The organism is Actinomadura sp. 3N508, assembly GCF_044326375.1.
Lineage (GTDB): Bacteria > Actinomycetota > Actinomycetes > Streptosporangiales > Streptosporangiaceae > Spirillospora.
Map to the genome: position 1 here is coordinate 386,718 of NZ_JBIRAX010000010.1, position 22,902 is coordinate 409,619.

Here is a 22,902-nt window from a genome sequence, read left to right on the forward strand (position 1 = left end):
ATGGCACGAAGACGCGTGGGTGGACGGCTCAGAGGGTGAGTCGGCGCCGTCGGATGCGCCACATGCTCTTGGTGTGCCTGCATTCGCTGCGTGCTCGGCAGGTTCCTTCGCTGATCATGGCCTTTCGGAGGGCACGTGAGGCGTTGGGGTGGTGCGCGATTGTCTCGCGGTCCATGAAGTGGCTGGTCCCGGCCTTGGCCGTCTCAAATGGAGGTATGTGGAGTAGGGCCGTCTCCGGTGCGCTCGGGTGGTGCAGCGCTATCCGGCGGACGTAGTTGTCCTCGTCGTGGGCCAGTAGTTCAAGCGCGTCCGGCGGAGCATGCGGGTTCAGGCCCGTCCAGACGCGTACGGGGCGAATCTCGTCGGCGGCGAGGATCCGGAGACGATCTGCGGGTGTGGTCGGGTCTCTTGCTTCCAGGACCCTGCGGTATCCAGCGAGTTGCTCAGCGCGCGATCGCAGCACCCGTTCGACCATGGATCCATGATCCCAGAGCCGAGACCAACCGATCAGCTCAGCTTATGAGGCGGTGAAGCGCGCTGCTGGATTGCGGCTTGGGACGTGGGGCGCCTGAGTGGTCAAATAAACGCGCTCTCCGCCGACAATTATAGTTAGAGGTGCTTAAGCGTTTCGGCCAAGTGGCGGAAGTCGGTGTGGTTCAGGGTGAGTTTGGGGCCATTGGGGTTCTTGCTGTCGCGGATGGCGATCACGTTGCTCACGGAGGCAAGTTCCACGCAGTCACCGCCGTTCTCGGCGCTCTTGCTTTCCTTGCGCCACACGGTGTGGTTCGGGTTCATTTCTCGCCCTCAGTCCTGTCAACCATCTTGCTCCTAGAGGTTCTTGAGGGCCTGAGTGAGGTGGCGGAAATTTTCGTGGCTCAGCGTGAGTTTGGTGCCCTTGGGATCCTTGCTGTCTCGAATGGCCACAGTCCCAGGAACGCTGGCTACCTCTACGCAAGCGCCGCCATTTTCGCCGCTCTTCGTAGCCTTGCGCCAAGGGGCTTTGCTCAGGTCCATTTGGTTTCTATCACCTTTCTTATCAGCTCCCGTGACATGGTCGCCGGGAGGGCCTTGCTTCCCAATGTCCTTAGAGCTTGAGCGAGCCCAGTGAGATCGTTCTCGTCTTCGGTCGTGATGCCGCGTACGGTCGTCTCAAGATACGCCACCTCGCTCCGATCGTTCATTGTCGCGAGAATGAATGCCCCACCGGTCGCAGCAGGAACACCGTCATCGTGCACCACGACTTGGATCGTTACGTTTGGTAGTTCGCTCATCACTAGTAGGTGCTCTAGCTGTTCCCTCATGATCTCTCGCGAGCCGGTGAGGGTCGTAAGCGCGTTCTCGCTGAGGAAAGCGAACAGGGTGGTGGGGGCTGGGACGTCGCGCGTGAGGATCTCTTGGCGGGCCATGCGTGCCGCTACCTTGTCGTCGGTCCTTAGGAAGGCGCGAGCGTAGCGCTCTTTCTGGAGAAGACCGGGGACGATGGTGTGCTCCCACCAGGTCAGTACGTTGGCCTCGGCTTCTACTTCGGGCCAGTCGAACCAGGTCGGGACGCCCAGGCGTCCGTCGTCCTTGGCGAGGTCGTCGTAGAGGTTGAGCAGGACGCCGCCTGCCCTGAGCTCCGGGTCCATGATCTCGACGAATTCGCGTTTGCACCGCTTCTTCCCACTCTCGACCTGCGAGACGAACGATGCGGTCTTGCCTGTGCGCTGTCCGACGCGAGCCTGACTCAACCCAGCGCGTTCCCTGTATCGCCTGAACTGGCGACCGAAAGCCGCTAGCGCCGGTGACGTCATTGCACGTCGTCGGGGGGATGCCATGATCATCACTCCTCAACCGGCCGGAACCGCTCGTAACCGAGAAGACAAGATCGCAGACGAGATGTTGTGTCTTTTCTAAGGTTAATCATGACTCTCCGTTGATGGGTGGCTTACTGAGAGAAATGTGAAGCCAACGCGTTCGAGGGGCGTGATCATGACTGCAGGGGCTTTTGCGCCGGGGAGGTCGGGGCTGGTTCTGGAGCCGACGGATCGGGCGCCCGCCAAGGCGCGGTGCTATGTCGCCGAGCGGTTCCGTGAACTGGGGTGCGGCGACGACTACGTCGCGCGGACCGTGGTTACGAAACTAGTTACAAATTCGTACAAGCACGTCGGATTCGGGCAGATCGTGGTTCGGGTTTTCCTGGACAAGCGTGACGGTCTGGTCGTCATCGAGGTTCAGGACGACGGGGTGGGGCTGCCCGTTGTCCGGGACGCGGACAACGACGCTACGTGCGGGCGGGGGCTGCTGCTGATGGTGCGGCTCGTCCACGACTGGGGTGTCCGGGCGCTCGGCGAGAAGGGGAAGGTCGTATGGGCTCGTTGCGGCCGCTGAACGTCCGGGCGGAGCGGTACGTGCTGCGGTGGCGGACGCGTCTGGGGCGGCGGACGGCCGTTCGCTACCTCGATCTGCTGGACGGAGCCGTCACGTCCAAGGGCTACAGGTGCGTCAAGCTCTACCAGGTCGAGGAGGTCCCCACCTGGCCGCCGCTGCTGTGGGTCTTCGCCTTCAGCCCGAGCGACCACGTCAAGGTCGTGGTGCGGGTGCGCGCTACGCCGGGTGGCGCGTGGGGCTACTACGAGGCGGGGCGTGGGAGGTGCGGTTACCTCTCGGGGTGCGGTGACCTTGAGCATGCCGCCGGGCAGGTGGACGCGATTCTCAGGCACCGCATGTTCCCTGCCACCTGGTAGGCGGCCGGGAATTAGGGCTCGTCGGGGTCCAGTATCGCTGCGATGGCGTAGTGGACTTCGATGTCGCGGTAGGTGGTGTTCTCCTGGACCTTGTCCGGCAGGTTGGTGCGGTCGCTGCCGGACGCGGAGTCGTCGCTGGCGTTTCCGGTGAATGTGACCGAGCTTTCTGGGGCCACGTGGAAGCGGAGTTCGTCGGCTTTCACTTTGGCTGTGAAGAGGATGTCGGCCGTTCGGCGGAGTTCCGCGTCCGGGAGGCCGTCATGACTCATGGTCGGTGGGCTCCTTTTCCGGTGAGCTGGGTTGCTGGGAGAACATCCGGAGCAGGGCTCGGCCTAGGTCTCGTATGGACTCTTCGGTGCCGTGCAGGGCGGACTGGAGATCTGCGCCCTCTTGGTCGTCGGAGTTGGATTCCTGTGCGTCGTTGTCTTCTCCGGTGTCCTTGACAGCGGCGTCGCTTGCGCTTTCGGCGGCCTTGTCGGTGGTCTCCGCTGCCTGGCCGGCGGCCTCGCCGGTGCTCTTGGTCGCTTCGCCTGCGCCTTTGCCCACGCCTTCGGCTGCGCGCCCGGCACCTTCGGCTGCGCGCCCGGTGCCCTCGCCTACGTCTTGGACGGCGTCGCCTGTGCCTTTGCCTACGTCTTGGACGGCTTCGCCTGTGCCTTCGCCGACGTTTTCGACCGCCTCGCCTGTGCCTTTGCCGACGTCTTGGACGGCTCCGCCTGTGCCTTCGCCGACGTTTTCGACCGCCTCGCCTGTGCCTTTGCCTACGTCTTGGACGGCTTCGCCTGTGCCTTCGCCGACGTTTTCGACCGCCTCGCCTGTGCCTTTGCCGACGTCTTGGACGGCTCCGCCTGTGCCTTCGCCGACGTCCTTGACCGCGTCGCCTGTGCCTTCGCCGACGTTTTCGACCGCCTCGCCTGCGCCTTTGCCCACGTCTTGGACGGCATCGCCTGCGCCTCGGCCTACGTCTTGGACGGCTCCGCCTGCGCCCTCGCCGACGCTTTCTACTGCGCCTCCTGCGCCTCGGCCTACGTCTTGGACTGCCCCGCCTGTGCCTTCGCCGACGCTTTCGACCGCGCTGCCTGCGCCCTTGCCCACATCTTCGACGGCGCCCTTCGCGCCCTTGCCGACCTCGCCGACCGCGGTGCCTGCTCCGGAGCCGATTTCGCTGGCCGCCGCCTCAACGCCGCGTCCGATGTGCTGGAGGATCTCCGGGTTGCGGTCGAGCGTGGTCAGGACCCGGTCGACGATGACGGCCACGTTGTCGAGCCGGACTTCCAGGTGTGCCTGGGCCTCGACCCCCTTGATGTCCAGCTTGACCCTGCCGAGGAACACGTCCGCGCCGACGTTCAGCTTGAGCAGGTCGAGGACCTGGGCGACGAGCGAGACGTGCGCGTCAAGGTTCTCGACCTCGAAGGAGATCTCGTCCACCTTGAGCAGCGGAACGTCGAGGTAGACGTCCGGTCCTTCGCTGGGTTGCGGCCGCTTGTCCGGACGGACGGCTGTGCCGGTCAGTTCGTCTTCCCGGCTGTCGGCGGATGCGTTCCGCTCGCGTTCTGGGTCCGTGGTGCCGGACGCGTCTTCGCCCATCGTTCCCCCCGATATTCGGTCCGCCCCGTCGCTTGACCTTCCGTACCCGCGGACGTGGGACCATTCCTTCCGTTCAGCCCTGGCGTTCGTTCGACGGGGTCTCGTCGTGCTCGCGGTCCTGGGCCTCTTGCTCCTCAGGGGCCTCGTCGCGGTCCTGGCTCTCCTGATCCTTGCCGGTCTCCTCGCGGCTTTGGGCCTCCTGCTCCTCCTTGAGGGCCTCCTCGTGGGTCTTCACCACCTCGCCGTCGCGGATCTCGCCGCGCCAGCCCTCGACCTCGTCCTGCTCCAGGAGCGTCTGCGTCATCATGTGGCGCTTGATGTGCTTGAAGTCCAGCCGGAGGCGGCGCCCCTGGGCGCGCCACAGGTTCGCGGTCTTCTCGAAGAATCCGTCCGGGTGGTATTCGGCGACCAGCAGGACCCGCGTCAGGGTGGGCGCCACCTCGTGGAAGGTCACGGCGCCGTCGACATATCCGCGGGGGCCCTTGGACGTCCAGACGATCCGCTCGTCGGGCACCTGTTCGGTGATCGTGGATTCCCAGGTGCGGTGGGACCAGAGGATCTGGGCCCGCCAGTTGAGCTTCTCGTCGGACTCCTGCTCGACGCTCTCCACCTTCTTGGTGAAGCTCGGATAGTCGGTGAACCGCGTCCACTGGTCGTACGCGACGCGCCGCGGCAGCCCCACGTCGAACTGTTCGACGATGTTGGTCACCTTCATCTTTCCTGCGCCGCCGCCCTTGCCGCCGCCGCCCTTGGCGGCGCCCACGGCCTCCTTCGCCTTCTCCTTCGCTCCGGCCACGCCCGCGCCGAGGCCCGCCTTCAACGGGGATTTGCCCTTGACGAGCTTCTCCACGCCGGCGGCGGCCGCCTTCTTGCCGGCGCCCTTGCCGTCCGCGGCTTCGTTCAGCTGGTGGGTCAGTCCCTCGATCTTGCCGCTGGCCTTCTCCAGCGACCGGGTCATCAGGATCTGGGCGAGCTCGCGGCCGGCATCCTTGAGCTGTTCGACGGGGCGGCTCAGGTCCATTTCGCCGTTGCCGCGTTCTCCGTTGCCTGTCTCCGGCATGGTCACCACTTCGCTTCGTCATAGCCTCTGTCTCGGACGACATAGCCGAGAAAACCGAGACAAAACGACTAGAAACGCCGCTGAGCAGCGAAAACGAAAGATCTACCATCCGGGGACCCGGCGGTGGCGGCGGGGTCAGGGTGCCCAGCGGGTGCCGGTCAGGCGTTCGTAGACCTCTACGTAGCGGGCTCGGATGGCGTCCACGACTTCCTGCGGGATGGCGGGGCCGGGCGGGGTGCGGTCCCAGTCGAGGTTGCTGCTCCAGTCGCGGACGTACTGCTTGTCGAGGGAGTGCTGCGGGCCGCCCGGCTGCCACTGGTCGGCTGGCCAGAAGCGGGACGAGTCGGGCGTCAGGACCTCGTCGCCCAGGGTCAGGGTTCCGTCGGCGGCCCGTCCGAACTCCAGTTTCGTGTCGGCGATGATGATGCCGCGTTCGGCGGCCAGGGACGCGCCGCGCTTGTAGATCTCTAGGGTGACGTGCTTCAGGTGGGCGGCGGTCTCGTCGCCTATCTCGGTGACGACGTCGTCGTAGGTGATGAACTCGTCGTGTCCCTCGGTGGCCTTCGTGGTGGGGGTGAAGATCGGCTCGGGGAGTTTCGCGCCTTCGACCAGGCCGGGCGGGAGCGGGAGGCCGGAGACGGCGCCGCTCTTCTCGTACTCCTTCAGGCCCAGGCCGGTCAGGTAGCCGCGGGCGATCCACTCGACGGGGAGCATGGTCAGGCGGCGGCAGCGGACGGCGCGGCCCTCCCACTCGTCGGGCACGTTCGTCGCGGAGATGATGTGGTTCGGGATGATGTCGGCCAGCTGCTCGAACCACCAGAGGGAGAGCCGGGTCAGGATCTTTCCCTTGTCGGGGATCAGCGTCGGCAGGACGACGTCGTACACGCTCACCCGGTCGGACGCGACGAGGATCAGGTCGTCCCCGTCCGCGTAGACGTCCCTGACCTTGCCCGAGTGGACCAACTCCATGACGCTCCTCAACTCGTCGTCCGCCGAAAAGGGAGTCTGGCATAGGGGTCGGGCGGGGGCGTCGTCCGGTCAGTGCTCTATGAAGACCCTGACTGTTTTGACGGTGGAGTCCGCTGCGTCTGGGACGACCATTCCGGCGTCTACGCCGCTGCGCAAGTAGTCCATGACGGGCGCTGTGATGCGCTCGCCTGGCAGGACGACCGGGATGCCCGGCGGGTACGGGGTGAGCATCTCCGCGCAGATCCGGCCGATGGCTTCGCCTGCGGAGACCTGTTCGGCGGGGCCGAAGAACGCGTCGCGGGGGAGGACGACCAGTTCGAGGCGCAGGTCCTCGGGTCCGGGGACGTGGACCTCCGGGGCGGGCTCGATGTGCCTCCGGAGGTCGTGCAGGGCGCTCAGCAGGGGGGCGACGGTCTCCTCGCTGTCGGCGAAGGTCAACTGGGCGCTGATGCGGCGGTGGTCGGCCAGATGCAGGTTGATGTGGTGGTGCGAGCGGAGCCAGTCGGCGGCCCGGTAGCCGGTGGTCTCCAAGGCGGCTATGTCGATGACGACCGGGAGCGGGTCTAGGTCGTGGGCCAGGGCGGGGCCGGTGAACTCGTCCCGGCCCTGGACGGTGAAGCCCGGGATGGCGGATATCTCATCGCGGACGCGGGCGGCCAGATCGAGAGTCTTCTGCAGCAGGTCGTGGCCCTGTTCGACCATCTGGCGGCGCCATCCGTCCAGGCCCGCGTAGAGCAACACGGATGGGCTGGTGGTTCCCAGGAGGTCTTCCCGGGCCTTCAGGACCGAGGGATCGACCAGGCTTCCCTGCTGGTGGAACACCGAGCCCTGCTCCAGCCCGGCGCCCATCTTGTGGACGCTCGTCACGCACACGTCGGCCCCGGCGTCCATCGCCCAGGTCGGCAGGTCGGGGTGGAAGGGGAGGTGCGCGCCCCATGCCTCGTCCACGATCAGCGGTTTGCCGCGCTCGTGGCAGGCGGCGGCGATGGCGGCCAGGTCGGCGCATGTGCCGTACGGGGTGGGGCTGGTGACCAGGGCGCCTCGGGCGTCGGGGTGCTCGTCGAGGCGGGCCGCGAACGACTCGGCGGAGGGTGGATGTGCCAGCCGGCGGGACGCGTCCCATTGGGGCTCCACCCAGATCGGGCGGACGCCGGACAGGATCAGGCCCGAGACCACTGATTTGTGCGCGTCCCGTCCCACCAGGAGCTTCTCCCCGGGGCCTGCGACCGACAGCATCGCGCTCTTCACCGAGAGGCTGCTGCCGCAGGTGGAGAAGAACGTGCGCTCGGCGTGGACGGCGTCCGCCATCAGTTCCTGCGCCCGCTCCAGCACCCCTTGGCTGGACGTGCGGTCGTCCAAGCCGGAGATCGCGAGGAGGTCGGAGCGGAACACCGCGTCGCCCAGCACCGCCAGGACGCGCGGGTCCGCGCTCCGGCCCTGTTTGTGGCCGGGTGGGGTGAACGGGACTTGGCCTTCGCGGTGGTACGCGGCCAGGGCATCGAGGACGGGGGCCTGCGAATGGTCCATGTCTGGCGTCTTCCCGGGCCGATCCTGATCTAACGGCGTCCGCGGGCCGGGGGCGGGGCGTGAATGAGGCGGGGCGTGAATGAGGCGGGGCGTCAATGGGGCGGGGGCGTGAATGGGGCGGCGGGTGTCGGGTAGGGCGGGGGACGGAACGGGCAACAGGGAGTAATCCAATGAACGATCGCATACCGGCCGAGGCTGAGCTGGCCTGGGAGGACTTCCACCGGCTCGTCAACATGACCTCCGACGAGCTGCGCATCTGGCTGATGACGGACGCGTCGGGCGAGGAGGCGTTCCCGCCCGGCCCGAGCCCGGGAGTGTCCGAACTCGGCTCCCGTGTGGTGGACGTCCTGCGCAAGCGGAAGGTCGACCTCACCGAGAGCGACGCCGACGTGATGCAGCAGGTCGTGGACTTCGTGGAAGACCGGCTGGAGAACCGTCCGCCGGACGCGGAACGGGACGATGAGTGGCGGCACGCGCTCATGACCGTCGGGCATGACCCGCTGCGTCCCGAACCGTCCAGCGCCTAGATCCGCCCGGCCCGAAGGAGGGATGAGCATGCCCAACCCGCAGCAACCCGAGATCCGGCGGTCGGGGCGGACTTCGGTGACGAACGAGCCCGCGCCGGAGGCCACCGACCCGAAGAAGACGCGGGCCAAGGGCCACGCGCACGGCACCGACAAGGGGAACAAGGGAGGCGGCGAAGGCGGCGGGACCCCGCCCGACCAGCAGCCGCCGCACCCGGCCGGCTAGGAGCAGTGGCGTCGAGACCGTCCCGGGGCCGGTTGCCGGCCCCGGGACGGTTCTCGATGGGTGCTACGGGGTCATTGGGTGCTACGGGTTCTCGGTCGGTGGGAGGTATCCGTCGTCCTCGCCGCCCGGGGCGTCGGCCTCGGCGTTCGGCGGGTCGGTGGGACCGGGGGTGTGCTCCTCCGCGAGGTCGGGGTCGTCCTCCTGGGGCGCGCCGGCCTCGGCGCGTCGGTCGGCGAGCGGCCGGTCCTCGTCGTTCTTGTGATCGCTCATCAGCCCTCCAGCTTGCGGATATGCGCCGGGCCCGTCCGGTGTCCGGCCGGGCCCGCGCAGGTCCGATGCCTTGGGCGGTACCCCGAGGAAAGGCTTCAAGTCTCGATCGGCCGGCTTCTCGGCCAGACCGCAGACCTCTCCCCTAGCCCTCCGCCTTGGTGACGTTGCGCTGGAATTCGATCAGGCGCGTCGCGTCCTCGGGCTCCAGGACGATCTCGAAATCCTCCGCGAGCGTCTCGGGCAGCTGTTCCGGGGTGAGCGTGCGGGTCTCGGTGGGGGCGCCGGGGCGGTTGATGGTGAGTTTCGTGCCGTCCAGGACGCGGTGTGCGTCGGCGCTGAACTTCTGCGTGAACGGGCGGGTCGTGAACGGTGAGTGCGGGCTCGCCGAGACGAAGAAGTTGCCCACCTCGAAATCGACACGGAACTGCTCGTTCATGGTGAAGGTGTGGCGCACGACCCAGCCGTCCGGCCCACGCTGGTGGAGTTCCCAGCCGACCGTGTTCGGCGTCCAGGCGGTGACGGTCCGGCCCTTGTGGAGGCGGAAGCCCCAGCCGTCCTGGTCGGCCTCCTCGCCGTCGCGCAGCCGCAGCGGTTCCAGCGGACCGGCGCCGAAGCCCACGTCGCACAGCCAGGCGGGCTCCTCGCGCGGCTGGCCCGGCGGGCGGACGTGCAGCAGCGCGTGCGTGGCGGGCAGCAGCTTGCGGGCGCCGAGCGTGACCCGTCCGGCCAGGGCGGTGACCTCGTAGCCGAGCCGTTCCAGCACCGCCGCGAACAGGCGGTTGTGCTCGTAGCAGTAGCCGCCGCGGGACCGTCCGACCAGCTTCGCCTGGACGGCGTCCAGCGACAGGTCCACCGGCCGCCCCAGCATGATCTCCAGGTTCTCGAACGGGATGGACGTGGTGTGCGCGCGGTGCAGGGCGCGCAGCGTGTCGCCGGTCGGGGCCAGGTCGCCGTCGTGGCCGACCCGCTTCAGGTAGGCGGGCAGGTCGAGGGCGTCGCCCTGCCAGCCGTATCCGAGATCCTCGCTCATGCTCTGCCCTGCTTCCCCTCGCCATGGAACGTGCCCGTTTGTTGGGTAACGCCGGACGCGTCCCGGATCCTCCCGATCCGCTCGGTGATGCGGTCGACGTCGCGGCGTTCGGCGGCGGGCAGCGGCGCCCCGGCGGCCTCGCGGAGCGCGGCGGCCTCTGCCAGCAGCTCGGACGCCGCCGCGTGGTCGCCCGCGAGGGAGCGGGCCCCGGCGAGCCCTTCGAGGGCGAGCGCGACCGCGCGCGGGTCGCCGACGGCGCGGGCCCCGGCGAGGCCCTCGGTGTGCAGGGCGAGCGCGGTCCCGGCGTCGCCGCGCTCCTCCGCGATGAAGCCGAGCTGGGCGTGCGCGAACGCGATCCCGGCCGTCCCGCCGATGTCGCGCAGCCAGCCGAGCGAGGCGCGCAGGTGGGCCTCGGCGGCGTCGAGGTCGCCGCGCGCCCTGGCGACGAGGCCGAGCCCGGTCTCGGCGAACTCCTGCGCGGAGCGCGCCGCGTGCCGTCCGGCCAGGTCAAGCGCGCGTTCGTGCAGGTCGCGGGCCTGGTCGAGGTCGCCGGTGAGGAGCGCGACGCGGCCGAGACCGGACAGCCGGTAGGAGACCTCGGGCCACATCCGCAGCTCTTCGGCGGCGTGGAGGGCGGCGCGGTGGCGGCGGGCGACCGCGCCGTGGTCGCCGATGATCTCGGCGTGGCGGGCCAGGGCGTCGGACGCCTCCAGCCGTCCCCACGGGTCGCCGAGCTCGTCGAAGATCGCCATGCTGGTCTCGGCGTCCTGGTACGCCGCCGCGAGCCGGCCGTGTCCCAGGGCGAACCTGGCGCGGGTGGTGAGCGCGGCGGCCGTGAACCATCGGTCGCCGTGGGCGCGGAACACGGAGACGGCGCGCTCTACGCGTTCTTCGTTCGCGGCCAGGTCGCCGTAGGCCCAGTGGACGTGGCTGAGGAACCATTCCGCCTTGGCTTGCGCGAACTCGTCCTTCTGGGGGGTGGCCAGGGCGGTCTGGCGGAGTTGTTCCGAATCCTTGGTCTCGCCGGAGAGCATGGTGAACGCGGCCAGCCACACGGCGGTCTCGGCTGAGGGCGTGGCGGGTGGCTGCGATGCCGTCTCGAAGGCGTTGCGGGCCTCGCCGAAGCGGCCACGCAGGAACCAGTACCAGCCCAGGGCGTTCGCCAGCCGGACGGTGACGGCGGCGTCGCCGTGTTTCAGCGCGGTGGTGAGGTTGGCGGCCTCGCGGTCTAGAACGTCCAGCCATTCGGGCTGTTCAGGGCCGCGCAGGCGCTCGGCGGCGCGTTCGGTGAGGGTGGTGTAGTAGCGGGCGTGGCGGTGGCGGAACTCGTCCTCCTCGCCTGCTTCTTGCAGCCGCTCCAGGGCGTAGGCGGCCACCGATTCCAGGAGGCGGTAGCGGCCGTCGTCCTCGGCGCGGGTGAGGAGTGAGCGGTCGACGAGCCTTGCCAGTGCGGTGGCGTCTGTGTCGCAGACCGTTTCGGCCGCGTCGAGGGTGCAGCCGCCCGCGTGGACGACCAGCCGCCGCAGGGTGACCTGCTCGGGGGCGGTCAGCAGCTCCCAGCTCCAGTCGATCATCGCGCGGAGCGTCCGCTGCCGGGCCGGGCCGCCGTGCCGGGCGTCCGCGAGGACGCGGAAGCGGTCGTCGAGGCGGGCGGCCAGCTCCCGCACGCCGAGCGCGCGGACGCGGGTCGCGGCCAGTTCGAGCGCGAGCGGCAGCCCGTCGAGGCGCCGGCAGATCGACGCGACCCACGGCGCGGACGCCTCGTCCAGCGTGAACCCCGGCGCCGCGGCCGCCGCCCGCGCGACGAACAGCCGCACCGCGCTCGACCTCAGCAGCGCGTCCGGCGCCGTCTCGCGGCCGGGCAGATCCAGTGGCGGGACGATCTGCAGCCGCTCCCCGGGCAGCCCCAGCGGTTCCCGGGACGTGGCGAGGATCCGCAGGCCCGGCGCCCCGGCCAGCAGGCGTCCGGCCAGCTCGGCGGCGGGTTCGATGAGGTGCTCGCAGTTGTCCAGGACCAGCAGCGACCGGCGGACCGCCAGGGCCCGGGTGAGCCGCTCGGCCGGGCCGTCGCCGCCCTCGTCCCACAGCCCGAGGACGCGCGCCACCGGCTCGGCGACGTCCGCCGCCGTCTCGGCCTGCTCGGCGGCCAGCTCGACCATCCACACGCCGTCCGGGTGGTCGGCCGCGGAGCGCGCGGCCGTCTCCAGCGCGAGCCGCGTCTTGCCGACGCCGCCGGGGCCGGTCAACGTCACCAGCCGGTCGGAGATGAGGTGCGCGCGGGCCCGCTCCACCGCGTCGCCGCGCCCGATCAGCTCCCCGATGGCGGCCGGCAGCCTCGACGTCGTGCGGGGCCGCCCCGCTTCCGATGGTTCCTGCTCCAGCATCGACAGGTAGAGCGCCGACAGCTCCGGGCTCGGGTCGACGCCCAGCTCGCCGGCCAGCCGTTCCCGCAGGTCGTGGTAGGCGGCGAGGGCCTCGCTCCCGCGTCCGGCACGGTAGAGGGCGCGCAGGTGCGCGGCGCGGAGCCGCTCCCGGAGCGGATGCCGGGCGACCTCCGCCGCCAGCTCCGCGCCCAGCGCGGCGTGTTCGCCCAGCTCAAGCCGGGCTTCGGCGTGCTCCTCCAGCGCGACCAGCCGCCGCTCCTCCAGCTCGGTCGCGGCGGTGGCGATGGTGCTGTTCAGCCTCTGGTCGAGGCCGTCGAACGCGGGGCCGCGCCACAGTGCCAGCGCCTCTCCCAGAAGGCGGGACCTGGTCAGCGGGTCGGTCGTCTCGCCTGCCTGGACGGTGAGGGTCGCGAAGCGTCCGGCGTCCACGGCGTCTGGGAGCACGTCGATCAGGTAGCCGGGCGGGCGGGCGACGAGCAGTGCTCGCGCACCCGGTTCCGCATCGTCCAGGACGCGACGCAGCTGCGAGACGCGGGCCTGCAGCGTGCCGGACGGGTTACGCGGCGGACGGTCGCCCCACAGCGCGTCCACCAGCCGATCGGCCGACACCGGGCGCCCGGGTTCGGTCAGCAGCATCGCCAGCAGCGTCCGGACCTTCGGCTCCGGGACGTGCACGGCGGACCCGTCATCCGTCCACGCGATGAGCGGACCCAGCACCCCGAAACGCACGACGTCCAGCGTACGCACCCGCGACGGGACGGCTACGCCCCAGCTAAAGGGCGGCTACAGGGCGGCTACGGGACCGCTACGGGACCGCCCGAAGCATTTCCGTAGCGCCGCCGGTGAGGCTCGACCCATCACTCAGAGGAGGATTCAAATGGCGAAATCACCTGTGACGGTCATCGGCCTGGGGCCCATGGGCGCGGCCATGGCCGCGACGTTCCTCGGCAACGGGCACCCGACCACGGTGTGGAACAGGACGGCGGCCAAGGCGGAGCCGCTCGTGGCCAAGGGCGCGACCCTCGCCGCGACGTCCGCCGACGCGCTCGCCGCGTCCGAACTGATCGTCATCAGCCAGACCGACTACCCCGCGATGTACGACTCCCTCGACTCGCCCGACTCGCCCGACTCGCTCGGCTCGCCCGACTCGCCCGACTCGCTCGGCTCGCCCGACTCGCCCGACTCGCTCGGCTCGCCCGACTCGCTCAGCTCGCTCGGCTCGCCCGACTCGCCCGGCTCGCCCGGCTCCGCTGCGGGCGAGGTGCTCAAGGGGCGTGCCCTGGTCAACCTCAGTTCCGGCAGCCCGGACGAGTTGCGCCGCGCCGGGGAATGGGCGACCCGGCATGGTGCGGACCTGCTGACCGGCGGGGTCATGTCGCCGCCGCAGGGCATCGGCAAGCCGGGTGCGTACATCTTCTACAGCGGCGAGGAGGCGACCCTCGACCGGCATCGCGAAACGCTGACCGAGCTGGGCGACGCGACCTTCGTGGGCTCAGACCTCGGGTTGTCGTCGCTCTACTACCAGGCGCAGCTGTACCTGTTCTGGTCGACGCTGACCGCCTACATGCATTCGGTGGCGCTGCTGGGCACGGCGGGTGTGTCGGCGGAGCAGTTCCGCCCGTTCGCCGCCGCGACGGTGGGGGATCTGGCGTCGGACGGCCCGATGGGCTTCCTGAAGATCATCACCGAGACGATCGACGCCGGCGTCCACCCGGGCGACGACCACACCATGAGGATGCAGGCCGTCGGCGCCGACCACATCGTGGCGGCCGCCCGCGAAGCGGGAATCGACACGGCCGGGCCGCTCGCGCTCAGGGACCTGTTCTGGCGCACCGTCGACGCCGGTCACGGATCGGATGGCCTGTCCAGCGTCATCGAGGTCATCCGCCGCCGTCGTCCTTAGAGCTGTCTCTAGGGTCTTCCGTGGGGCCCTCGTTGGCGCCGTCGTTGGGGGCGTTCTGGGGGTCCTCTTTGGGGGCGTCCTTAGGGGCGTCCTTGAGGAGGAGGGGGAGGCGTAGGACGAAGCGGGCGCCGGCCGGGCTGTCGTCGATGCGCAGGGTGCCGCCGTAGACCTCGGCGATCTCGCGCGCGATGGGCAGCCCGAGCCCGGTGCCGTCCGGGTCCCGGGTCCGGGACTCGCGGAGCCTCGCGAACCGCTCGAACACCCGCTCCCGCGACTCGTCCGGGACGCCGTCGCCGTCGTCCAGCACCTCGAGGACGGCGTCGCCCCCGTCCCGCTCCACCGTGACCTGGATGCCGTCCACGGCGTGCCGTTCGGCGTTGCTCAGCAGGTTGCCGAGCACCCGCGCCAGCCGCACCGGGTTCGCCTGGACGGTCACGTCCGGCTCCAGGTCGGTGGTGATCGGGATGCGAGGCGGGCGGCGCTCGACCTCCCGGCGGGCGAGGCCGGCGAGGTCGATCCGCTCGATCGGGACCGGGGCGCGGGAGTCGAGCCGGGCCAGCTCCAGCAGGTCGACGACCATGTTGTTCAGGCGCCGCGTGTCGCCGAGCGCCGACACGACCATCGGTTGCCAGTCGTAGTCGTCCGGCTCGTCCAGCGCGGACTCCAGCTGGGTCTGCAACGCGGCGAGCGGGTTGCGCAGATCGTGCGACGCGTCCGAGACGAACCGGCGTTCCCGCTCCGTCGCCTCCTGCAGCCGTTCGAGCGTCGCGTTGACGGTCTCGGCGAGCGCCTGGAGCCGGACGCCGCCCGTCTTCGGGACCGGCACCCGGTGGCCGAGGCCCTGCTTGCTGAACTCCGCCATCTCCGCGCGGATCTCGTCGACCGGGACGAACACCCGCCCGATCGTGTGCCACGTCCACCAGGCGATCAGCGCGAGCAGCGCCACCATGACCAGCGCGAGGGACGCCGGGAACAGCCACACGTGCAGCAGCGTCGGCAGCGGCGTCGCGGCGATGACCGTGACGCCCGGCCCCCACGGCGACGTCCGCAACCGCGTTCCGAATATCCAGACGCAGCCCTCCAGGAAGTCGGGGCAGGAGGCGCGGTCGATGATCATCTTGTCGTTCAGCACGTCGTCGGCCGCCAGCGGCGGGCGCCCGCTCAGGCCGACGCTCTCCGCCACGACCACCCCGTCCGGGCCGAGCACCTGCACCAGCGACGTCTCGTCCGGCTCGGTGTCGAGGACGTCCTCGTAGCGGCCGCGGACGATGTCGGTCACGACCCGCTCGACCGTCCGCTCGGACTTCCGCCACACCTTGCTCTCCGCCCACTCCCGGGCGAGCACCATGAGCAGCACGAACACCAGGCCGAGGATCAGCGTCGACACCGCCACGGTGGTGAGCGTCGCGCGTCCCCGCGCCGAGAAGAACAGCCGCCTGTGCCACCGGCGGACCGTCCCCCACCTCTCCGTCGCCACAGCCGATCCCCCGAATCCCGAACGGCCGGACACTAACAGTAACAACTCACCCACTCAGCGTAGATCATGGTGATCGTCGGCCGCCGATCCGGGGTATTCGCCCGAATCGCTAGACTCGCCGGAATGCCGAAGCCGCCGACCGCACGGAGCCGCAGCAGGGCCAGGGCCCGCACGACGGGGCACTGCGCGGTGCTGTATCCGGCCATCGCCGAGGCGGCCCACCGGGCGGGCGCTGATGCGGTCGGGCTGATCGACGTCGGCTGTTCGGCGGGGTTCAACCTCAACGTCGACCGCGTCGGCATCACCTACAGCAAGCGTGATGGGCAGCCACTGGTATCTGTGGGCGACGCGTCCTCGCCTGTTCAGATGTCGTGTTCGCTTGTGAGCGACGGGCCTGTTCCGGCGCGGGCGCTGCCCGAGGTCGTCGCCCGGATCGGCGTCGACCGCGATCCGATCGACGTCACCGACCCGGACGAGGTCCGCTGGCTCCGCACCTGCCTACCCTCGGTCCCCGACTCGGACTCGGACTCGGACTCGGTCCCGGACAGGGATCAGCCGGACCAGATCGCCAGGTTCGACGCAGAGGTGGCGTTGGTGGCGAAGGCTCCTCCACTGCTGCTGCAAGGGGACGTCCTCGACCTGCTGCCCGACGCCTTCGCCCGCGTCCCCGCCGACGCCCTGCCCGTCGTCACCACGACCTGGTCACTGTCGCGCTACCCGCTTGAAACCCGCCTGCGCTTCCTGCACCGCCTCGACGAAGCGGCGACCGAGCGGACGGTAGCGTGGGTGTCGGTGGAAGGCGTCGGGGTCGCGCCGGGGATGCCGACCTTCGGTGATCGGCGCGCGTCCGGGCACAGCATCATCGGGCTGGCGCTGTTCGACCACTCGTCCCTGCGCGCCGAGGGCCTTGGCCGATGCTGGTCCAGGGGCCGCATGCTGTCCTGGCTGGCAGGCTCCTAACGCCCTGCGGTCCTGGTTCCGCTTACCGCCCTTTACGCCCTCTACTGCCCTCTAATGCCCCTTACTGCCCATGCTCTGGCGGTGAGTCGGATGGAGCCGTCCGGGGCGGCAGGGAGGCGGGTGCGGAGCAGGTCGCGCAGGTCGCGGCGGTGCTCCTCGGTCAGCGACATCGCGTACGCGGGTGCCGGGCCTTGGCCGCCCAGGAACGGCCGCCAGTAGTCGTCGAAGCCGGTGAACACCGTCGGCACCTCGATCGGCTCGACGGTGATCTCGTCCAGCCCGGCGTCCGTCCACAGGCGGTGGAGGCGTTCGGGGCGGCACAGCGGGAAGCGACGGCCTTCGTCGAGTTCGGTGGCGGCGGCCGGGTCGAGCGTGATGGCGGCGTCCCAGAAGTGCCGGATCATCGCCATGCCCTCGGCGTAGTCCCAGACGTAGGCGGCGACCGTGCCGCCCTCCGTGGCGACCCGGCCGAACTCGGCCACGGCCAGGTGCGGCTCCGGGACGAAGTTGAGCGCCAGACCGCTCACCACGGCGTCGAACCGGCGGCGGTGGCCGGGCGTCGGCAACGGCGGCGGCAACGGCAGCGAACGGGCGTCCGCGAGCCGGAAACTCGCACGTGGATCGGTGACCTGAGCGCGGGCGCGGGAGAGGAATCCTTCGGACGTGTCCACCCCGATGACCTGGGCGGGGTCCGTCAAAGCCAAGATCGTTGCCGTCAACGCTCCGGTGCCGCAGCCGACGTCCAGCCAGCGCTTGCCGGCGGGCACGTCCAGCCGGCGGAGGAACGGGTCCGCGACCCGGCGGCTCCACCGGCCCACGTAGTCCTCGTAGGCGTCTCCGGCAGCCCACACGTCGCCCATGGCGTGCCGACGATACAGCTAATCTGAGGAGGTTTCGGGAGGCGGGCTTGCCATGCTGTACGCGTCTCTGCTGGGGGATCAGGTAATCGGCGACGACGAGTCGGGTGTGCGGTCGCGTTCACCGCGCACGGTCGGACTCGTCGCGTATCTGGCCGCCCATGCGGGGGCGCCGCAGACCAGGCAGCGCATCGCGGGGATCTTCTGGCCCGACTCCACGGACGCGCAGGCGCTCACCAACCTGCGCCGCGAGCTGCATCACCTTCGGCGTGTCCTCGGCCAGGAGCCGTCGCTGGTGGTCACGTCCCGGGATCTGTGCTGGCGAGACAGCGGGACATGCCGCGTCGACCTGCGCGTCTTCGCCGCCGAGTGCGAGGGCGCTCGGGCGGCGCTGGCCAAGGGAGACGGGGAAGCGGCCGCCGATCACGCGTGCCGGGCCATCGCCGAATACAAAGGTGACCTCCTGCCCGGCGTGCATGACGACTGGGTGCTGGACGCCAGATCGGAGCTTGAGCGCCGGTGCGTGGAGATGTGCGATCTGGTCGCGACGGCGTCCGCCGGAACGGGCGACCTGGCGAGGGCCGTCGACGCCGCCCGCCGCCGGATCCGGCTGCAGCCGCTGGAGGAGGTCGGCTACCGCGTCCTGATCCAGTTGCAGGCCGACCTGGGCGATCGGGCGGGCGCCATCAGCACCTACCACCACTGCGCCTCGGTGCTGGAGCGCGAGCTGGGCGTCGTCCCGGACCCGGCGACCCGGCGCGCATTCCAGCGCCTGATGGCGGGCGCGGGCGCCGATGTGGCCGCCGCGGGCGCCGCCGAGGGCGGGACGGCGGCGGACGCGGCGGTCGTCGCCGTGCCGGACGCGGGCCGGTCCGGTGTCGCCGTGGCCCGGCTCGTCGGGCGGTCGCGGGAGCTCGACGTGCTGCGCGACCTGTGGCGTACGGCCATGGCGGGCCGTCCCGGCTGCACGCTGGTCCGGGGTGCCGCCGGAGTCGGGAAGACCCGCCTGGTGACGGAGTTCGCCGAGCTGGCCCGGCGGCAGGGCGCGGTGGTCGCGTCCAGCCAGTGCTTCGGATCGTCCGGACGGCTGGCGCTCGCCCCGGTCGCGGACTGGCTGCGCACCCCGGCCGCACGATCCGCCACCGCGACCCTCGACGAGACGTGGCGCGCCGAAGTCGACCGCCTCGTCCCGGTCAAGGGCCACAGGACGCGGACGCGGAGTGGCGGGAGCACCGGGACGCGGAGCGCCGAATCGCGGAGCGCCGAATCCCGGAGTGCTGGATCGCGGAGTGCTGGGTCGCGGAGCGTTGGCGCCGGGGCGTGGGGCGCCGAACCGTGGGGCGTTGCTGCTGGGGGTGCGGAACCGTGGGGCGGCGGAGTGAGGCCCGTGGCGGATGCCTGGCAACGGCCCCGCTTCTTCGAGGGGCTGGCGCGGGCGCTGATCGCCGTCGGCCAGCCCATGGTGCTCGTCCTGGACAACATGCAGTGGTGCGACCAGGACACTCTCGCGTTCCTGACGTTCTACCTGGGCCTGGCGGGCGATACCCCGGTGATGATCGCCGGAACGCTGCGCGACGAGGGTCTCGGGGACGGCCCGGAGCTCGCCGACTGGACCGTCCGGATGCGGACCGCCGGACTCCTCACCGACCTCACCCTCGACCCGCTGGAAGCCGAAGGCACGGCGGGCCTCGCCGAGGCGATCACCGGACGCCGCCTTCCCGAGGCGGACGCGAACCTGCTCCACGCGACGACCGGCGGCTTCCCGCTCTACGTGGTGGAGACCCTCCGCGGCGGCGCCTCCCCGGACGGGGCGGGCGCAGGCGCGGGCGCGGCTGCCGGGGCGGGCGCGGCTGCGGGTGTGGCCGAGGCGGGAGTCGGGGTCGGGGTCGGTGACCTCACCTCGGTCCTGCGCAACCGGCTGGACCGGGCGTCCGCCCCCGCCCGCGAGATCGCCGGGCTGGCCGCCGCAGTCGGGACCGACTTCGCCCTCGACCTGCTCACCGAGGCCAGCGACCTGGACGCCGGAGTCGTGGTCGAGGCGGTCGACGAGCTGTGGCGCCACCGGATCATGCGCGAATTCCGGGGCGGCTACGACTTCTCCCACGACCTGCTGCGGGACGCGGCGTACGCGGGGGTCACGCCGCCGAAGCGATGGCTGCTGCACCGCCGGATCGCGCAGGGCCTGGAACTGCTGCACGCCGACGACACCGACGCGGTATCGGCGCAGCTCGCCGAGCAGTACGCGCGCGGCGGGCGTCCCGACCGCGCGCTGGCCTACTACCGGCGGGCCGCCGAGGTCGCGGGCGGGCTGTTCGCGCACACCGAGTCGATCCGGCTGCTGCGGGAGGCGCTGGCGATCGTCCGCGCTCTGCCTGAGGGCCGCGCCAGGGACGGCAAGGAACTCGAGATCCTCAAGGCCATGGCGGCGCCGCTCAACGCCAGGTACGGCTACTCGTCCCCGCACCTGCGGGAGACGACCGAGCGTGCCGTCGCGCTGGCCGAGTCGCTCGGCGACGACGAATCGCTGCTGGACGGCCTGGTCGTGCTCTGGACGTCCCGGTTCGTCCAAGGCCGGATCACCGAGGGGTATCGGGCCGCGGTCCAGGCGCTCAACAGCGCGGACCCCGACTCCGAGGCGAGCGGCCCCGCCCACTTCGCCGTCGGCGGAGGGGCCCTGAGCCTCGGCAATCCCGCCGACGGCCTGCGCCACCTGGAACTCGCCGCCACGCTGACACGCGGCGCGTTCATGCTGAGCGTCGGGACCCGTCCGGACGTCCACGGAACGGCCTGGGCGGCCCACGCCCACTGGCTCCTCGGCCACGACGAGGAGGCGCTGGCCAGCTGCACCGGCGCGATCAAGCAGGCCCGGACGACCGGGCACCCCTACGTCCTGGCCGTGGCCCTCGCCTACGGAAGCGTCACCCACCAGATGCGCCGCGACATGCCCGAGCTGAAGAAAACCGTCAGCGAGCTGCGCGAACTGTGCGGCCGCTACGACTTCGCCTACTACCGGGAATGGGGCCTGGTCCTGGACGGATGGCACCGCGGCGGCCCGCTGGGCGTGAACCTCGCCCGCGAGGGCATCGCGAACCTTCGTGCTCAGGGGGCGTTCGCCCGCATGCCCTACTGGCTGTCGCTGCTCGCCGACCTGCTGGCCCGCGAAGACCGTCCGGACGCGGCCCGCGCGACGCTCGACGCCGCGCTCTCCGCCGCGCAGTCCCATGACGATGTCTGGTGGCTGCCCGAGGTGATGCGGATGCGCGCCGCGTACGACCAAAGCGGACCGGCCGTCGCACGGTTGCGTTCCGCCGCGCGGACGGCGGCCGGCCACGGCAGCATCGCGCTCCTCCACCGCTGCGAACACGACCTACGCCTTCGCGGAGCCGCCCCGGACGTCCACGACGCCGACCCGGGCGTTTAAGGCGCCGACCCGGGGCGTTTGCGACGTCGACCCGGGCGTTTAGGCGTTTAGGCGTCGAGCCGGGCGTTTAGGCGTCGAGTCTGGCGTTTAGGGTTTCGCCCCTGGGGTTCGGGGCTTCGGGCCGGGCGTTCGGAGCGTCGGGCCGGGCGTTCAGGGCGGGGAGCCGGGCGTTCGGGGTGTCGAGCCTGGTGTTCAGGGTGTCGTGCCTGGTGTTGAGGGTCTCGAGGCCGGGCGTTCGGGGTTTGAGCCTGGCGTTCCGGCCTTTTGCCTGAAACGGCCGCGTCTGGGCGAACGCTTCGCGAACGCCCGTGTTCCTAACGTCGCTCCAATCGAGCACGTATCCAAGGGGGAGCCTCATGAGCACGGCAACAGAAAAAACCTCGTACGACGAGCTAGCCGGCGTCCTGCACGGCGAACTGATCAGACCGGGGGATCCCGAGTACGACACGGCCCGCGCCGTCTACAACGCCATGATCGACAGGCGTCCGGCCGCCATCGTCCGCTGCCGGGACGTCGTCGACGTCATCTCCTGCGTCCGGTTCGGCCGCGCGAACGGCGTCGAGCTCGCCATCAGGGGCGGCGGGCACAACGCGGGCGGCCTCGGGGTATGGGACGACGCGCTGGTCATCGACCTGTCGCTGCTGCGCGGCACCACGGTGGACCCCGCCGCGCGCACCGTCCGCGTCGACGCCGGATGCACCTGGCAGGACGTCGACCACGCGACCGTCGGATTCGGCATGGCCACCCCGTCCGGCTTCCTCGGGTCGACGGGTGTCGGCGGGCTGACGCTGGGCGGTGGCATCGGCTACCTGTCCCGCCGGTTCGGCCTCACCGTCGACAACCTGATCTCCGCCGACGTCGTCCTCGCCGACGGGACGTTCGTGAAGGCGAGCGAGACGTCCCACAGCGACCTGTTCTGGGCGCTGCGCGGCGGCGGTGGCAACTACGGCGTCGTCACCTCGTTCACCTTCCGCTGCCACGCCATCGGTGAGCGCGGCGTCATCATCGGCGGCCCGGTGCTGTACGACCTCGCCGACACCGCCGACGTGATGCGCTGGTACCGGGAGCTGCTGCCCTCGCTGCCGGAGGAGCTGAGCGGCTGGCTCGGGATCATGGCCGTCCCGCCGGCCCCGCCGTTCCCCGAGGCGCTCTGGGGCCGCAAGGTCTGCGGGATCGTCTGGTGCTACACCGGACCGCACGACAAGGCCGACGAGGTGCTCGAACCGGTCAAGACCTTCGGCCCGCCGCTGCTGGAGGGCTTGCACGAGATGCCGTTCAACGTCCTGCAGGGCGCGTTCGACGGCCTCTACCCGGCCGGTCTCCAATGGTACTGGAAGGCGGACTTCTTCAACGAGATCTCCGACACCGCCATCGACATCCACTGCAAGTACGGCGAACAGCTGCCGACCGGCCACTCCACCATGCACCTCTACCCCATCGACGGCGCCGCAGCCCGCGTCCCCGCCGACGCCACCGCCTTCGCCCACCGCGACGGCGGCTGGGCGGGGGTCATCGTCGGCGTCGACCCGGACCCGGCCAATTCCATCCTCGTCACGAAATGGGCTCAGGACTACTGGGAGGCACTGCACCCCACGTCCGCCGGAGGCGCCTACATCAACTTCATGATGAGCGAGGGGAATGAGCGTGTCCGGGCGTCCTATCGCGGCAACTACGCTCGCCTGGTCGCCATCAAGAATCACTACGACCCGGAGAACCTTTTCCACATCAACCAGAACATCCAGCCGACGCCGTAGCCGCCACGGGCCCACCCTGATCCTACGGTGGGTGGGCCCGCTGGCAGTAGTCGCCGGGAATGGCGAAGCTGGGGCCGTCATTCCATTTTCTGTGTTCTGGGTTCTAGGGTTCGGGGTGGGGTGGCGCTGCGTACGGGGCCGCCCCTCCAAAGTCAAGGGCGCCTTCGGCGTCGCTTCGCGATGGGACTCCGTCCCACCCTTGACTTCGGAGCCTCTACGGCCCCTAG

Annotated in this window: 22 protein-coding genes; 8 read left to right on the forward strand and 14 right to left on the reverse strand. The window is 70.4% G+C overall.

Features of this window, described 5'->3' with window-relative positions:
• Window positions 1-28 precede the first annotated feature (28 nt).
• From ACH34S_RS32165 to ACH34S_RS32180, 4 genes are all read right to left on the reverse strand, one after another.
• The gene (locus ACH34S_RS32165) at window positions 29-475 is read right to left on the reverse strand and encodes a hypothetical protein (RefSeq protein WP_395956603.1); all 447 of its coding nucleotides are present in this window, start codon (window positions 473-475) and stop codon (window positions 29-31) included.
• Window positions 476-609: 134 nt separating this feature from the next.
• Window positions 610-795 carry a DUF397 domain-containing protein gene (locus tag ACH34S_RS32170; RefSeq protein ID WP_395956604.1) on the reverse strand — a complete coding sequence of 62 codons (186 nt, stop codon included), beginning with the start codon at window positions 793-795 and terminating at the stop codon, window positions 610-612.
• 33 nt (window positions 796-828) lie between these two features.
• Complete coding sequence (locus ACH34S_RS32175) at window positions 829-1,014, reverse strand: DUF397 domain-containing protein (RefSeq protein ID WP_395956605.1); 186 nt, start codon at window positions 1,012-1,014, stop codon at window positions 829-831.
• A complete protein-coding gene (locus ACH34S_RS32180; RefSeq protein WP_395956606.1) occupies window positions 1,005-1,823 on the reverse strand; it encodes a helix-turn-helix domain-containing protein in 819 nt (272 codons plus the stop codon). Before ACH34S_RS32180 ends, ACH34S_RS32175 begins: the two co-directional genes overlap by 10 nt.
• Window positions 1,824-1,971: 148 nt before the next feature.
• Between ACH34S_RS32180 and ACH34S_RS32185 the strand changes: the two genes are divergently transcribed.
• Both ACH34S_RS32185 and ACH34S_RS32190 read left to right on the forward strand, forming a co-directional pair.
• Entirely contained in the window at window positions 1,972-2,370 is a 399-nt protein-coding gene (locus ACH34S_RS32185; protein ID WP_395956607.1) for an ATP-binding protein, read from the forward strand.
• Window positions 2,349-2,726, forward strand: a complete 378-nt coding sequence (locus ACH34S_RS32190; protein WP_395956608.1) for a hypothetical protein — start codon at window positions 2,349-2,351, stop codon at window positions 2,724-2,726. The genes ACH34S_RS32185 and ACH34S_RS32190 overlap by 22 nt, the downstream gene beginning before the upstream one ends.
• Window positions 2,727-2,737: 11 nt before the next feature.
• On the opposite strand, the gene ACH34S_RS32195 is transcribed toward ACH34S_RS32190, so the two are convergent.
• From ACH34S_RS32195 to ACH34S_RS32215, 5 genes are all read right to left on the reverse strand, one after another.
• Window positions 2,738-2,995, reverse strand: a complete 258-nt coding sequence (locus ACH34S_RS32195; protein ID WP_395956609.1) for a hypothetical protein — start codon at window positions 2,993-2,995, stop codon at window positions 2,738-2,740.
• Complete coding sequence (locus ACH34S_RS32200; protein WP_395956610.1) at window positions 2,985-4,313, reverse strand: hypothetical protein; 1,329 nt, start codon at window positions 4,311-4,313, stop codon at window positions 2,985-2,987. Before ACH34S_RS32200 ends, ACH34S_RS32195 begins: the two co-directional genes overlap by 11 nt.
• Before the next feature lie 73 nt (window positions 4,314-4,386).
• On the reverse strand, window positions 4,387-5,373 hold the full coding sequence (locus ACH34S_RS32205; RefSeq protein WP_395956611.1) for an SRPBCC family protein: 987 nt from the start codon (window positions 5,371-5,373) through the stop codon (window positions 4,387-4,389).
• 135 nt (window positions 5,374-5,508) lie between these two features.
• Window positions 5,509-6,342, reverse strand: a complete 834-nt coding sequence (locus ACH34S_RS32210; protein ID WP_395956612.1) for a phosphoribosylaminoimidazolesuccinocarboxamide synthase — start codon at window positions 6,340-6,342, stop codon at window positions 5,509-5,511.
• A gap of 69 nt (window positions 6,343-6,411) precedes the next feature.
• Window positions 6,412-7,869, reverse strand: a complete 1,458-nt coding sequence (locus ACH34S_RS32215; protein WP_395956613.1) for an aminotransferase class I/II-fold pyridoxal phosphate-dependent enzyme — start codon at window positions 7,867-7,869, stop codon at window positions 6,412-6,414.
• Window positions 7,870-8,039: 170 nt separating this feature from the next.
• Here ACH34S_RS32215 and ACH34S_RS32220 point away from each other — a divergent pair, with 170 nt between their 5' ends.
• Together ACH34S_RS32220 and ACH34S_RS32225 are read left to right on the forward strand one after the other, a co-directional pair.
• Window positions 8,040-8,396, forward strand: a complete 357-nt coding sequence (locus ACH34S_RS32220; RefSeq protein ID WP_395956614.1) for a DUF3140 domain-containing protein — start codon at window positions 8,040-8,042, stop codon at window positions 8,394-8,396.
• Between the two features lie 22 nt (window positions 8,397-8,418).
• Entirely contained in the window at window positions 8,419-8,619 is a 201-nt protein-coding gene (locus ACH34S_RS32225; protein ID WP_395956615.1) for a hypothetical protein, read from the forward strand.
• An 81-nt stretch (window positions 8,620-8,700) separates the two neighbouring features.
• Here ACH34S_RS32225 and ACH34S_RS32230 read toward each other — a convergent pair whose 3' ends face one another.
• The 3 genes from ACH34S_RS32230 to ACH34S_RS32240 all read right to left on the reverse strand — a co-directional run bounded on the left by ACH34S_RS32230 (window position 8,701) and on the right by ACH34S_RS32240 (window position 13,032).
• On the reverse strand, window positions 8,701-8,889 hold the full coding sequence (locus ACH34S_RS32230; RefSeq protein ID WP_395956616.1) for a hypothetical protein: 189 nt from the start codon (window positions 8,887-8,889) through the stop codon (window positions 8,701-8,703).
• A 142-nt stretch (window positions 8,890-9,031) separates the two neighbouring features.
• Window positions 9,032-9,919 (reverse strand): arylamine N-acetyltransferase, encoded by an 888-nt coding sequence (locus ACH34S_RS32235; protein WP_395956617.1) that lies wholly within the window; start codon window positions 9,917-9,919, stop codon window positions 9,032-9,034.
• Window positions 9,916-13,032, reverse strand: a complete 3,117-nt coding sequence (locus tag ACH34S_RS32240; RefSeq protein ID WP_395956618.1) for a BTAD domain-containing putative transcriptional regulator — start codon at window positions 13,030-13,032, stop codon at window positions 9,916-9,918. The genes ACH34S_RS32235 and ACH34S_RS32240 overlap by 4 nt, the downstream gene beginning before the upstream one ends.
• 148 nt (window positions 13,033-13,180) lie before the next feature.
• Between ACH34S_RS32240 and ACH34S_RS32245 the strand changes: the two genes are divergently transcribed.
• Window positions 13,181-14,206: an NAD(P)-binding domain-containing protein gene (locus ACH34S_RS32245; RefSeq protein WP_395956619.1), complete on the forward strand. Its 1,026-nt coding sequence runs from the start codon at window positions 13,181-13,183 to the stop codon at window positions 14,204-14,206.
• On the opposite strand, the gene ACH34S_RS32250 is transcribed toward ACH34S_RS32245, so the two are convergent.
• The gene (locus ACH34S_RS32250; RefSeq protein WP_395956620.1) at window positions 14,184-15,683 is read right to left on the reverse strand and encodes a sensor histidine kinase; all 1,500 of its coding nucleotides are present in this window, start codon (window positions 15,681-15,683) and stop codon (window positions 14,184-14,186) included. The genes ACH34S_RS32245 and ACH34S_RS32250 overlap by 23 nt on opposite strands.
• Window positions 15,684-15,806: 123 nt before the next feature.
• On the opposite strand from ACH34S_RS32250, the gene ACH34S_RS32255 reads away from it, so the two are divergent.
• Window positions 15,807-16,643 (forward strand): DUF2332 domain-containing protein, encoded by an 837-nt coding sequence (locus ACH34S_RS32255; RefSeq protein WP_395956621.1) that lies wholly within the window; start codon window positions 15,807-15,809, stop codon window positions 16,641-16,643.
• Between the two features lie 41 nt (window positions 16,644-16,684).
• On the opposite strand, the gene ACH34S_RS32260 is transcribed toward ACH34S_RS32255, so the two are convergent.
• Window positions 16,685-17,503, reverse strand: a complete 819-nt coding sequence (locus ACH34S_RS32260) for a class I SAM-dependent methyltransferase (RefSeq protein WP_395956622.1) — start codon at window positions 17,501-17,503, stop codon at window positions 16,685-16,687.
• 52 nt (window positions 17,504-17,555) lie between these two features.
• Between ACH34S_RS32260 and ACH34S_RS32265 the strand changes: the two genes are divergently transcribed.
• Window positions 17,556-20,921 carry an ATP-binding protein gene (locus tag ACH34S_RS32265; protein WP_395956623.1) on the forward strand — a complete coding sequence of 1,122 codons (3,366 nt, stop codon included), beginning with the start codon at window positions 17,556-17,558 and terminating at the stop codon, window positions 20,919-20,921.
• A 356-nt stretch (window positions 20,922-21,277) separates the two neighbouring features.
• The gene (locus tag ACH34S_RS32270) at window positions 21,278-22,675 is read left to right on the forward strand and encodes an FAD-binding oxidoreductase (RefSeq protein ID WP_395956624.1); all 1,398 of its coding nucleotides are present in this window, start codon (window positions 21,278-21,280) and stop codon (window positions 22,673-22,675) included.
• Window positions 22,676-22,902 lie beyond the last annotated feature (227 nt).